The sequence below is a fragment of the Nonlabens xylanidelens genome (assembly GCF_002934445.1).
GTDB lineage: Bacteria > Bacteroidota > Bacteroidia > Flavobacteriales > Flavobacteriaceae > Nonlabens > Nonlabens xylanidelens.
In genome coordinates this window covers 900,120-913,616 of record NZ_PTJE01000001.1, presented here as the reverse complement: position 1 = coordinate 913,616, position 13,497 = coordinate 900,120, and the positions used below count along the sequence as shown (strand labels likewise).

The 13,497-nt window shown below is 35.8% G+C and carries 8 protein-coding genes; 1 reads left to right on the top strand and 7 read right to left on the bottom strand.

Annotated features, from left to right (window positions below):
- Positions 1-16: 16 nt before the first annotated feature.
- Positions 17-3,355 carry a transcription-repair coupling factor gene (gene mfd, locus LY01_RS04100; RefSeq protein WP_104514520.1) on the bottom strand — a complete coding sequence of 1,113 codons (3,339 nt, stop codon included), beginning with the start codon at positions 3,353-3,355 and terminating at the stop codon, positions 17-19.
- A 95-nt stretch (positions 3,356-3,450) separates the two neighbouring features.
- Here mfd and LY01_RS04095 point away from each other — a divergent pair, with 95 nt between their 5' ends.
- Complete coding sequence (locus LY01_RS04095; protein ID WP_104514519.1) at positions 3,451-4,788, top strand: dihydrolipoyl dehydrogenase family protein; 1,338 nt, start codon at positions 3,451-3,453, stop codon at positions 4,786-4,788.
- A gap of 3 nt (positions 4,789-4,791) precedes the next feature.
- Here LY01_RS04095 and LY01_RS04090 read toward each other — a convergent pair whose 3' ends face one another.
- The 6 genes from LY01_RS04090 to gdhA all read right to left on the bottom strand — a co-directional run bounded on the left by LY01_RS04090 (position 4,792) and on the right by gdhA (position 13,346).
- Positions 4,792-5,637: a hypothetical protein gene (locus LY01_RS04090; protein ID WP_104514518.1), complete on the bottom strand. Its 846-nt coding sequence runs from the start codon at positions 5,635-5,637 to the stop codon at positions 4,792-4,794.
- A 74-nt stretch (positions 5,638-5,711) separates the two neighbouring features.
- On the bottom strand, positions 5,712-6,347 hold the full coding sequence (gene pdeM, locus LY01_RS04085) for a ligase-associated DNA damage response endonuclease PdeM (RefSeq protein WP_104514517.1): 636 nt from the start codon (positions 6,345-6,347) through the stop codon (positions 5,712-5,714).
- A 97-nt stretch (positions 6,348-6,444) separates the two neighbouring features.
- A complete protein-coding gene (locus tag LY01_RS04080; RefSeq protein ID WP_104514516.1) occupies positions 6,445-8,847 on the bottom strand; it encodes a TonB-dependent receptor plug domain-containing protein in 2,403 nt (800 codons plus the stop codon).
- The gene (recO, locus tag LY01_RS04075; protein ID WP_104514515.1) at positions 8,844-9,566 is read right to left on the bottom strand and encodes a DNA repair protein RecO; all 723 of its coding nucleotides are present in this window, start codon (positions 9,564-9,566) and stop codon (positions 8,844-8,846) included. Before recO ends, LY01_RS04080 begins: the two co-directional genes overlap by 4 nt.
- Positions 9,567-11,849 (bottom strand): type IX secretion system anionic LPS delivery protein PorZ, encoded by a 2,283-nt coding sequence (gene porZ, locus LY01_RS04070; RefSeq protein ID WP_104514514.1) that lies wholly within the window; start codon positions 11,847-11,849, stop codon positions 9,567-9,569.
- A gap of 153 nt (positions 11,850-12,002) precedes the next feature.
- On the bottom strand, positions 12,003-13,346 hold the full coding sequence (gdhA, locus tag LY01_RS04065; protein ID WP_104514513.1) for an NADP-specific glutamate dehydrogenase: 1,344 nt from the start codon (positions 13,344-13,346) through the stop codon (positions 12,003-12,005).
- Between the last annotated feature and the right edge of the window lie 151 nt (positions 13,347-13,497).

Here is a 13,497-nt window from a genome sequence, read left to right as displayed (position 1 = left end):
TGCAAATTCCTATCATTTACGCAGAAACAGAAGTCGGCATGATAGTGTTTAATATGTCATAAACCCTATCTACCGTTTTCACGTTCTCTACAGTTAACAACAATCTCAATCCTGCACGAGTTTGTTTTTCCTTCATTCTAAGAATTTTCGGATTGTTTTGTACCGCTTTTAATACTTTCCCAAATGATTCACTTTGATAAAAACCACTTTGCTGGTCAGATACAAAGTAACCTATAAACTTACCTTGTTTCATCACAATTTTTTCTAGCCCTAATCGAGTAGCAATCCATTTAATCCTAACACTCGTTAATAAATTCTCTGCCTCTTCTGGAAGCTCTCCAAAACGATCTATTAGCTCTTTTTTATAAACCTCTAGACCTTTTTCATCTTCTACGTCATTAAGTTTTGCATAAAGCGCTAGACGCTCTGTAATCGAGTTGATATAATCATCTGGAAACAACAACTCAAAATCAGAATCTATAGTTACTTCTGTAACATGTTTCTTCTCTTTATCGTTAGTCTCATAAAGATCGGCAAATTCATTTTCTTTTAACTCAGTAATAGCTTCACTAAGAATTTTTTGATACGTATCAAATCCTATCTCATTTATAAATCCGCTTTGCTCACCACCCAAAATATCACCAGAACCACGTATTTCTAGATCTTTCATAGCGATATTAAAACCACTACCTAGGTCAGAAAACATTTCTAGAGCTTGTATACGTTTTCTAGCATCTTCTGTCATTACATCATATGGTGGTGTGATGAAGTAACAAAACGCCTTTTTATTACTACGTCCTACACGTCCACGCATCTGGTGTAAATCTGACAGACCGAAGTTGTTGGCACTATTGATAAAAATAGTATTTGCATTAGGCACATCTAGACCACTTTCAATAATTGTGGTAGAAACAAGCACATCAAACTCTCCATTGATAAAAGCAAGCATGAGCTCTTCTAGCTTCTTACCGTCCATCTGTCCATGGCCGATACCTATTTTTGCCTCAGGAACAGATCGTTGTATCATTCCTGCTACTTCTTTAATATTTTCAATGCGGTTGTGTACAAAAAACACTTGTCCACCACGAGATATTTCATAACTTACAGCATCACGTATAGTCTCCTCACTAAAACGTACTACTTTAGTCTCTACAGGATGCCTGTTAGGTGGCGGCGTCTTTATCACACTTAAATCTCGTGCCGCCATTAAAGAGAACTGTAAAGTTCTAGGTATAGGTGTAGCTGTTAATGTAAGTGTATCTATATTTTCTTTAAGTGTTTTAAGCTTATCCTTAACCGCAACACCAAATTTTTGCTCTTCGTCTATAATTAATAATCCCAGATCTTTAAATTGAATGGATTTACTAACTAGTTGATGCGTCCCTATAACTATATCAATAGATCCATTTTCTAAACCTTCTAGAACACCTTTACGTTCTTTTGCGGTTCTAAAACGGTTGAGATAATCAACCTTAACCGGTAAATCTGCTAGACGTTCTTTAAAAGTTTTTGCATGTTGAAAAGCAAGAATAGTAGTAGGGACAAGAACCGCAACCTGTTTACCGTTAACTGCCGCCTTAAACGCTGCTCTAATAGCAACCTCTGTTTTACCAAAACCTACATCTCCACAAACTAATCGATCCATAGGTCGATCACTTTCCATATCTCTTTTTACGTCCTCTGTCGCGCTACTTTGATCTGGAGTGTCTTCATAAATAAAACTTGCCTCTAGTTCATTTTGTAAATAGCCATCTGGAGCATACTGGAATCCTTTTTGTGCACGACGCTTTGCATAAAGTTTAATTAAGTCAAATGCTATCTGCTTGACCTTCGTCTTGGTTTTGGCCTTTAATTTTTTCCACGCAGGACTACCTAATTTATATACTTTAGGCGCTTTTCCATCTTTACTGCTATAACGTGTTATTTTGTGCAACGAGTGAATTGATACATAAAGAATATCACGTTCTCCATAAATCAATTTAATAGCCTCTTGCTTTTTACCGTTAACATCTATTTTCTGTAACCCACCAAATTTACCGATACCATGATCGATATGAGTTACATAATCACCTATGACAAGCGTATTCAATTCTTTTAAAGTAATCGCTTGCTTCTTTGCATAACCATTCTTTAAATTAAACTTGTGGTATCTCTCAAATATTTGATGGTCTGTGTAGCAAACTGCTTTTAAATCATGACTTATAAAACCTCGATATAAAGACATAACGACCGTTTCATACTGCACCTGGGCATTCATATCTTCAAATATGTCATGAAAACGTTTTGCTTGCTGCTCGCTACTACAGAATAAATAATTCTTATAGTCTTTTTCTTCATTCTCCTTTAAATTTTCAATAAGTAAATCAAATTGCTTATTAAAAGATGGTTGTGGAGATGTTTTATAAACTAGTACACCTTGGGCTGTGGTAAATTCAAAATGATTAAAAGATTTCAATTGTTCTTTAATCAACTTGCTATCACTAAATATTTCTTTAGGTGTTAACTGTCGTATTTCACCTTGCAATTCATTGTATGCTTGTTCCGCTTTCGCGAAAAGCGAATCAACACGACCATATAATAAATCCATATTCATCGAGAATATAGCCGTGTTATTAGAAATATATTCTAAAAAACTCTCTCGAGTTTCTTCTGACTGTTTATTCTCCACATTAGGAATGATGGAGATTTTTTTAGTTTGATCCTTTGATAATTGTGTCTCTACATCAAAGACTCTTATGGAATCGATCTCATTTCCAAAAAACTCAATACGATAAGGCTCATCATTTGAGAATGAAAAAACATCAAGAATACCACCTCGCAGCGAGAATTCTCCAGGCTCGGTAACAAAATCTACACGTTTAAATTTATATTCAAAAAGGACCTCGTTTGCAAATTCGATGGAAATCTGATCTCCTACCGTAATTTTGAGCGTGTTTTTTTCTAACTCTTTACGAGTAACTACTTTTTCAAAAAGAGCATCTGGATAGGTAACTATCATTGCTGGCTTTTTGCGCGAGTTAATGCGATTGAGCACCTCGGCACGTAATAACACGTTTGCGTTATCTGTTTCTTCTATTTGATAAGGACGTCTATAACTACCTGGATAGAATAGGACTTTATCCTCTCCTATCATCTTTTCTAGATCGTTTAAATAGAAAGCAGCTTCTTCCTTATCGTTACAAATAAGTAAAAAAGGCTTATCTGCATCTTGAAAAGCTGTTTTTAAAACGATGGACAGTGAACTTCCATTAAGACCACTTATAGTAGTTGAACCTTGAGATTGGGCAACGATTTCCTTTAAGCTTTGCGTTTGAGCAGCTTTTGAAAATTGATTAAGAATAGTAGTAAAACTCATAATATAATCACAAAGATACGTCCTGAATAAAGCATATCAAGAATATTGAGAATTCTTTAATACAAGGACATGGATTGCACTCTTATCTTTAAGTCATGAAGAAATTTGATGTTTTTGTTTTTGGGACTGGTACGGCAGGTAAATTAGTAGCTAACACATGTAAAGAAGCTGGAATGAGCGTTGCTATAATAGATAATCGAGAATATGGAGGCACTTGTTCCCAGCGAGGTTGCGATCCTAAAAAACTTATTCTAGCATCTGTAGAAGCATTTAATTTTGCAAAAGACATGACCGGCGATGGTATCGATGGTACCATTAACTTCAACTGGAATGAAGCAATGAATTATGCTCATAGATATACCAAAGACATACCAGATAAAACAGAACATGAACTCAAAGATAAAGGAATTACTTGTTTACATGGAGAAGCTACTTTTATAGATCCTGAAACTGTTATTCTAGATGGAGAGAAAATAAAAGCCGCGCATTTTGTTATTGCCACAGGAATGACTCCTTTAAAACTGGGCATACCTGGAGAAAAATTCATGCTTACCTCAGGAGATTTCTTTAAATTAAAGGAAGTACCTGAAAAAGTAGTTTTTGTAGGTGCAGGATACATAGGCATGGAGTTTGGGCAAATTCTAGCTAGAGCTGGATCTAAAGTAACCATGATACAAAAAGGAGAACAAATCCTTGCTCCATTTGAAGAATTTACTGCCCGACAGGTTGAAAACACTTCTGAGCAATTAGGTATTAAAATAATTAAAAATGCACAAGCATCTAGTGTTGAACAAAGAGAAGGAAGATATATCGTGAACTATTCTATGGAAGATGGCATGCATCAAATCACTACAGATTGTGTTTTCAATACCGCAGGAAGAGTACCTGCAACGTCATCTCTAGATCTAGAAAAGGCTAATATAGTCAGCGATAAAAATGGCGTGGTAGTTAATGAATTTTTACAAAGTACTAGCCAGCCCCATATTTATGCTTGTGGTGATGTATCTAGTAAAAACCTACCATTAACGCCATTAAGTAGCATAGAAGCAACCGTAGTCTCAAAAAATCTTATCGGTGAGAAGGTAAAAATAGAGACACCGGCCATACCTAGCACTGTTTTTACCATACCTCAATGTGCAGGTATAGGTCTTACAGAATTACAAGCTGAAAAAGAAAACAGAAAATACAAGGTACTACAAGAAGATGGAAGCGAGTGGTTTAATAACAAACGTATCAATGCCAAAGCATATGCCTATAAAATAATTTTAGATAAAGAAAACGGACTCATCATAGGTGCTCACATCGTAGGGCCAGAAGCTAGTGAACAAATCAACATGATCGCTATTGCTATGAAAGCACAAATGACCTTTAAAGAGTTAAGAAAAACCATTTTTAATTATCCTAGTTGGGGAAATGACTTTAAAGGAATGTAACTTTTATCGAGAGGCATTCCACTCCTTCATTTTTTTCATAGGATTAGTCTTAGCATTTTTTATAGCATGAAAACTTATCGCTAGCACTAACAGTATGGCGCAACCTAGAGAGAGATAAGCTATCTGATTAGTTGCTAGTTTACTTATTCCATCCATAGGTGTTTTGAATCTCATGAATATCGCAACTAGTGCCCATACTCCTACTAGAGCAAATTCGCGCATATTGCGATAAATAAGCATCCCAAGATTTACCATAAAAGCTATAAAAATCATGACTAGAGTGACATACACTTGTGTAGTAATAGCAATGTCATATGTTCCATTTAACCATGCAGCTATATTTGCAATAGTGGCAACACTTATCCATCCAGAATACAAACACAGCGGCCACCATACAAAGGCTATAACCGGAAATGGAGCATCCCATATTTCCATATCTAACTGTCGCACACACATTAATAGACAGAAAAGAATCCCTAACATCATCACTACAGATGCTGCAATATGCTCATCTAACCATAAAGCCACCCATAGTGTGCAAAAAACATTTGCCGCTAGAAACCACGGACTCGTAGTTTTCACAAAGTCTGCTTTATAATCCTTGTTTATGGATAGATGCTTTGTAGAAAATGACACATAAACGCCATAGACACCAAAGACTAGCAGCATTAAAAATATGATACCCCAAATAGAAAACGCATACGGCGCTGGAGTGAATAAATTATCATACTCTGCACTCAGGTCACCTACACTTTTACCGTTATAGTTACCAGTATTTGCAAACCCATTCCAGGCTATTAAAATGATAATACTTATTAAATTTAATATGGAGGTTAATTTTCTAGACATCTTATAAAGATAAATCTTGCCGTTAGAATACCCTAGTAATTGTAGGAAATTAGAATTATTTTAAGTTTACCGACCTAATTAAGCTCTATTACCTCATCGCCTGCAATAGCAAAAACTCTATTCCCTTTTTTAGGCTTTATAGTGTAGGTGCCCGTAAAATCACCAAAAGCTGGTAAAATCATCCCATAATCTGTACAGAAAAAACAAGACAGCTTTAAACGCTGCCTACCCTTACCTTGTAATTTAACTGATGGATGTATGTGACCAGCAATATTATAATTACCATCTATTTCTTCTGGGTGATGGGTTAAAAGTACTTTTCCCATTTGTAAAGAATCATACGTTTTCATGCCCAAGTTCTCAAATGAATCGCGAGATATAACATCGTGATTCCCCATTACCAGACTTATTTCTATGGTTTGAGAGTTGATCCATTGCTCAAAGAAATGCCATTCTGCATTTTTATAAGAATGGAATAAATCACCTAGAAACCATAATCGAGATGGTTTGAACTCCTCTATTATCGCATTTAACTTATCATATTCTTTATCGTCTGCTTGGATAGGTACAGCCATACCATGTTTTCTAAAATGAGCACTTTTTCCCAAATGAACATCGGCAAGAAGAATAACATCTTGTTCTACCCAATAGCATGCGCCACTGCGGTGCAATTGAAATGTTTGATCTTGGAGTTTTACTTCTAGTGCCAGCTTGCAGGATGATTATTAATTATTAAATGTATTTTGTATATAAATGGTTGGTTAATAATTCCGCTTTCGCGAAAGCGAGACCGTTACAAACAATCATCTAAAAGGCATACCTCAACGCGAGTATAAGATTGCGTCCAGCAGCTGCTATTCCTGAGGAATACGTGCGGTAACGCTGGTCTGTTATGTTCTCTAAAATCGCTGTTGCAGTAAGTCCATTTTTAATTTTATAACTAGAACGCAAGTTTACGGTGTACCAACTAGGTGAATAGGGATTTCCATCACTATCAAGTGCATACAAATAAGGGCGTGATTGCTGGCTAGGCGCGAGGTCGTTAAAATCAAACTGTCCGTTAAACATTACATAACCATCTAGTTGTAATCTATCACTTTCAAAAACCGCATGAATATCCCCAAAACTAGGTGAGACATGTCGTACAGCCACTTTAGAACCGTCTAATTCTTCTTGCTCGCCATCTAGCCAGTTATAATGACCGTACATTCTAAGGTTTTTATTAAACTCATATTGAGCGCCTATTTCTATACCGTAAACAGTAGCTTTTTCGGCATTTTGAATAGCCTGCACCTGACTTAATTCACCTTGATAGGTAATCATATCCTGACCGTCAAGTTGGAAATCTCTAGCTACTAATGCATCTTTTAACAGCGTGTAGTAAGCTGAAACGTCAAAGGTGAATTTATCATTAATACGTTTTCTAGCTGCCAATTCTGTATTATAAGAGTACTCTGACTCTAAGTCTGGATTAGGAACAATAACTGTACCTGGACTAGGATCAAATATTTTACCGATGTCATCTACATTAGGTGCTCTAAATGCCGTGCTGAAGTTTGCTCTAAGCTCCCATGTGTCATCTGGTAAATAGGTAGCTCCTAATGCACCGGTTAATGCACCGGTGTTAAGACTGGCCTCTTCAAAAGGAAAGTTGAAAAATCTATTATCAAATTGTGCGTCTAACCATATGTGATTATATCGCAATCCTGATTGTATAGTGATTTGAGAATCTAGTCTCCACTGGTAGTTTGCATAGGCAGCGAGTGATCTCCATGAAGAACCGTCTGGATATCTACTTGCAGCATCCTGTCGTTCTTGAGTATCTATATTAAGAACACTACCTACTGACCCAACTCGATTATGTAAAAACTCTGCTCCATAAAAAAGAACATTATTCTCGCGATTGCGTCTTTCAAAATCTATGGATGTAGTAAAAACATCTACTTTTTCTTTATTCTGGAAAAAATCTACGTCTTCAAAAGAGCGGTTATTGCGACTTTCTTCAAACTGTTGATATGCTTGCGAAAAGATCATTTTATCATACCACTTTCCATTACCTCTGTGAATAGCTTTGGCATTTAACATTAACCAGGTCTGTGGTCCATAATACCATTCTGACTCACGAGGGTCACCGTTATCATTAAATCTACTCAAAGAATCATATCTAGGAAAATCACCTGTAGCGGTATAAATAATACCTAGATCAAGTTCCCAATTTTGAGATGCTTGATATCTAAATTTTTGCAATAAATTAATCTGGTCGTATCCTGTAGGGACTTGTTCTTTTGGGTTTGGGTTATCAACGATCACATCTACTCCACCTATACGGTCTACATACTGGTTTCTAAGATAGTCATCTGGGCCGTGAGAACCCATCTTAAGATCGCCAAAAGAATTAACACTTATACTCGTAGCAGATGCAAATCTCTTTGTACCATAATTGAAATCTAGATGTGCTGTGTTTTCATTATTTGCTGTAGCATATCTCATTAAAGCATTCCCTGAGAATGAAATGGAATCTTGAGCAAACTTAGGTTTAAGTGTGTAAAAATTCATAACACCACCTATCGCATCACTACCATAAACGACACTACCAGGACCTAAAATAACCTCTGTACGATCAATACTTAAAGGGTCGATAGAAATCACATTTTGAAGATTACCACCTCTAAAAATGGCATTATTCATACGCACGCCATCTACAGTTAACAACAACCTGTTAGTAGAAAAACCTCTTATTAATGGACTACCGCCACCTTGTTGAGATTTTTGCACGTAAACCTGCCCTGATTGTTGTAATAAATCTGCGCTGGTCTGTGGATTATTAGATCGTATCTGAGAACTATTTTGTGAAATGATCTTTTGAGGAATATCTTGTTTGCGCTGTTCAAATTTAGATGCTGATATAACTATAGGATTTATCTTTTCTGATCTAGGCACCATAGCTATAACAGTACCTTGCGGTAGGATATCTACTTTATTAATCACATAGGTTTGAAAAGCCATGCTTTGAAAATAAATGCGATCTGTGTCTGAGAATTTTTCTAAGGAGACTTTTCCATCAAAATCTGTAATACCACTAATACTTTTATCTTTATTATAAACAGCAACAGAGAATAGCTTTTCCTTAGTAATTGCATTAACTACAGTCACGGTTTGCGCTGTAGTATAAAAACCTATAAGAAGACAAAGTATACCGATTAATCTCACTGGTCGAATAGCTGTTTTAGTATTGATAATGAATTAGGTTTTTTAAAGATTTGCAAATGTATCTGAAAATACTCAATGACCAAATTTAATAAGCCATTACGCTCTTCTCTATTCATTTTTACTTCATTAATTTGATCAAATTTCATGCCTAGAAAAGACTTTAACAAGTTACTCTCTATGTCTGTTAAATGATGTGGTTGCAACCCATTATCATCAAAGTTACCATTAAGCATATTAAAATATGGTAAATTGATAGTACTATCATCTGGTTGAAAGCCTAAAAATCCAGTCATGTCTAGCAACACTTTTATAGAAAAATTTGCAACTTGATCTGATTGATCTAAAAATTGAAAAGCTGTAGATAGATAGTCGAATAGTTCTTCGTCTGGTTGTTGCTCTGTTAATAGTTGAGACAGTACTTCAGAAAAGAACATGGTAATACTGCTTTTAATGATATTAGTATGAACATTTTGGTAAGCAAATAAAACCCTTGCCTCTTTAATATATTCTAGCGCACCTTTTCCTTTATGCTGTGTTTCTAATTCTAACTGAGTAAGTGGCTGAAAAAAAGAAATACGCAATTTCCCTTTTCTAGACTTGCGTATTCCTTTTAATATATAAGATTGCGTGCCTAATTCTTTGGTATATAATCTTGTTATAAGATCTGACTCTCCATACTTAAGAGAAGATAAAACAATTGCCTGTGTTTTTATAAGCATTTATCTTACTATCATAAGTTTAGAAACAGCAGTCTCAATATTATCACTGGTAGAAATAAATAGTAAATACACCCCAGATGCTACTTTATTACCAGAAAAACTTCTTGTATCCCATGGTATACTACCACCTTGAGAAACCGCTTCATAAACTAAGTTACCTTCTATATCTGTTATTTTAACTCGTGCTCTATCTGTTAATCCATCTATAGTCACATTTCCATCAAATCCTGGACGCACTGGATTAGGAAAAGCTCTTACACTTTCTAAATCATCTTCGGGCTTACTCGATCTTTCTCCTTGAAATGCTACTATACCATTATTTGTTGCAAAATAAACCTTACCAGTCGCCTCGTCTATAGCGATATCATTAATAGAATTTGTGGGCAACGGAGAATTATCTGTTGTGAACTGAAATATAGTCTCTCGTCCTGAAGGTGAAAACAAGAACGCGCCTGAACTAGCTGTAGCCACCCATTTATTGTTGTTACCATCTACTTCTATATCTAGTACCGCCTCATCCTGTAACAACTCTCGTGCAATACCATTAGTATCTTCTATAATAACAGATCTTGCATCGCTAGGTGTGTCTGTAAACATACTATTAGGATTAAACAGTATACGTAATCCTAGATTAGAACCTATCCACAACTGTCCGTTAAGATCAAGTCTTAATGAGGCTATGTAATTATTAACTAGATTATTATCTTCATCATAATTAATAGTCATTGAATTTGCTGGATCAAAGCCTACTATACCAATATCTAGAGTACCATAAATAATTTTACCATCATCTGTAATCACCATTTTTGTCGTGCTTTGCGCTACTTCAGGTATTTCATCACTTAAATCAAAGGCCGTCCACTGACCAGATGGAGTTCTTCTATGTAATGAATTATCATCAAGACTTTGTGAAACCCAAAGATTACCTTCACTATCAAACTCACTATCTGGTAATCTTTGAAAATTAAAAGGACCATTATTAGTAGGAACTTCCGATAGGATTAAAGAGCTATTTGTATTGTCGAACAAAGTTACCGCAGCCCCATTTACAAACTGTACCAAACCATCATTCATGGAATTAAGAAAAATTTCTGAAGGGTTTGATGGATTAATGGTTACACTTCCTAAACTTCTAACATTAAGAATATCATCAAATGAAAAGTTCTCCCAATTCTCGTCCGTAACTAGGTGACTTATCCCAAATTGCTCTAATGGAAAAGGATTGTAAAACACATCATAATCACCATAACCCACCCACAACTCATCTGGAGATGTAGCTACTGTAAAAGCCGCGTTACGAGATGGACCGTCTGCCACGACAAATTCAAAGTCTGTTAGATTTAAAAGATCGATACGTATCATTCCAGCCTCTTCTGTACCGATAAATAAATCATTACCTACAGTTATTGCTTGGGTATAATTATATGCAATGCCGTCTACCGTTGTTATTCTAAGTATTTCTGTAAAACTTAAATCGTACACAAGAACAGCACTACTAGTGGCAACGGTAAAAAATTGATCTGAAGAATGAAAATCTAGTGCTCTACCTGGAAATTGTAAAGAGGTTATTAAAAAATCTACTGGTCCTTCTTCATATAAAAACCTATTTACCGCCGTAGCAAATAAACGGTTATTAAAACTCTCTAATTCATCCCAAGAATTACCATTTATTTGGTTCCAATTTGCAAAATCAATTAAAAAAGGATCTACAATACTAGCACGTCTTATCCCACCATTTATAGTACCTGCATATAAAAAGTTATTAAATATCTCGATAGTGTTTACCTCTAACTGTTCCCCATTATCTCCAATAAAATAAGTATCGTCAAATTCTAGTCGCTCTAGATTATAAATGGCAATCCCAAAATCTGTAGCAATGTAAATAAGATCACCACTCTCTTTAAACTCATTAATCCTTTTATCATCTGGTGCAATAACTTGTTTATCTTGTATTGCAACCACGCTAGTCACGTTGCCACGCGCATCAACTACCTGTAACAGTCCATTTTCATATCCTATAACTAGAGTGGATTTTGCCTCACTGTAATGAATCTGACTTATCTCATCACCGCTCAACCCATTAATAGTGGTTAAGGTTGTAAAGGTTCTAGAACTAAGGTCGTAAATAAAGACAGCATTTTCACTAGCAGCATAAACGGCATCATCAGACTCGTCTATATCAATAATGTTAGTAAAAGAAAAAAGACCTTCCCAAGAATCAGAAAAATCTTGAGCTGCGCAAAAATTGCCGACGAGTATTAATAAGAGTATTAGCTTTTTCATATATCTACAACGTACCCATCTTTATTATATGATGAATAAGAACAAAAATAAACTTAATTAAGGGCATGAAAAAACCTCTGTAGATTTTACAGAGGTTCTTGTTGATTATAATTTCGCTTTCGCGAAAGCGAAACTTATATAAATAAATAGTTCTTACACAATTCCTTGAGCTAGCATAGCGTCTGCAACTTTTACAAAACCTGCAATGTTTGCACCTTTTACGTAGTCTACAAATCCATCTTCTTCAGTTCCATAAGTAACACAAGCTTCATGGATATCGTTCATGATTGCATGTAGTTTATTATCCACTTCTTCTGAAGTCCAGCTGTAACGCATAGAGTTTTGAGACATTTCTAGACCAGATGTTGCTACTCCACCAGCGTTAGATGCTTTTCCTGGAGCAAATAATATCTTACTATCTACAAAGTGCTCAACTGCATCTGGTGTGCTAGGCATGTTTGCCCCTTCACTTACACAAATACAACCGTTAGATACTAATGTTTTTGCTTCTTCACCGTTTAACTCATTTTGAGTTGCACATGGAAGAGCTATATCACATTTAACAGACCATGGACGCTCACCTGCATGATAAGTAGCGCTAGAATATTGCTCTACGTATTCAGAGATACGACCACGTTTATTATTTTTAAGATCCATTACAAATGCTAGTTTATCTGCATCGATACCATCAGCATCATGTATATAACCACCAGAATCTGACATGGTAACTACTTTACCACCTAGTTGTAATATCTTCTCTGCAGCATATTGCGCCACGTTTCCAGATCCAGAAATAACAACTGTTTTTCCTTTGATCTCTTCACCACGTGTCTTTAACATGTTTTGCGCAAAGTATACGTTTCCATAACCTGTCGCTTCTGGACGAATTAAAGAACCACCGTAAGAACGTCCTTTACCAGTAAGAATACCTGTAAACTCGTTTCTTAATTTTTTATAGTATCCAAAAAGGTAACCTATCTCACGTCCACCTACACCTATATCTCCTGCAGGCACATCAGTATCTGCACCGATAACACGTTGCAACTCTACCATAAATGACTGACAGAAACGCATCACCTCACGGTCTGACTTCCCTTTAGGGTCAAAATCAGCACCACCTTTTCCTCCACCCATAGGCAAAGTAGTAAGACTGTTTTTAAACACTTGTTCAAATGCCAAAAACTTAAGAATACTCAGGTTTACAGAAGGGTGAAATCTTAATCCTCCTTTATAAGGACCGATAGCACTATTCATCTGAATACGGTACCCACGGTTAACTTGTACCTCACCACTATCATCAGTCCATGGCACACGGAACATAGTTACACGCTCTGGTTCTGCCATTCTTTCTAACAGCTTATCAGATTGGTATTGCTTATTCTTTTCGATGAATGGTATAACGGTTTCAGCAACCTCAGTTACTGCCTGTATGAATTCAGGCTCGTTAGAATTCTTCTTTTTTATCAAATCGATAAAATCTTGGATGTTTTTTTCCATTATCTTTAATTTGTTCCTTTAAGAAAACGTTTGCGTTAATTATGCAAATATAATATTATCGCTTAACGTAATTTTTTTTTTACCAATAATTTAAGTTAACTCACGTTGTAATCACCATACAAACCTATAATAATGATGCATTTCATCTATT

Bases quoted from the DNA above. Each gene is read 5' to 3' on its own strand.
- LY01_RS04090 (WP_104514518.1), bottom strand. From the start codon at position 5,637: ATGTCTAGAAAATTAACCTCCATATTAAATTTAATAAGTATTATCATT.
- gdhA (WP_104514513.1), bottom strand. From the start codon at position 13,346: ATGGAAAAAAACATCCAAGATTTTATCGATTTGATAAAAAAGAAGAAT.
- mfd (WP_104514520.1), bottom strand. From the start codon at position 3,355: ATGAGTTTTACTACTATTCTTAATCAATTTTCAAAAGCTGCTCAAACG.
- recO (WP_104514515.1), bottom strand. From the start codon at position 9,566: ATGCTTATAAAAACACAGGCAATTGTTTTATCTTCTCTTAAGTATGGA.
- porZ (WP_104514514.1), bottom strand. From the start codon at position 11,849: ATGAAAAAGCTAATACTCTTATTAATACTCGTCGGCAATTTTTGCGCA.
- LY01_RS04095 (WP_104514519.1), top strand. From the start codon at position 3,451: ATGAAGAAATTTGATGTTTTTGTTTTTGGGACTGGTACGGCAGGTAAA.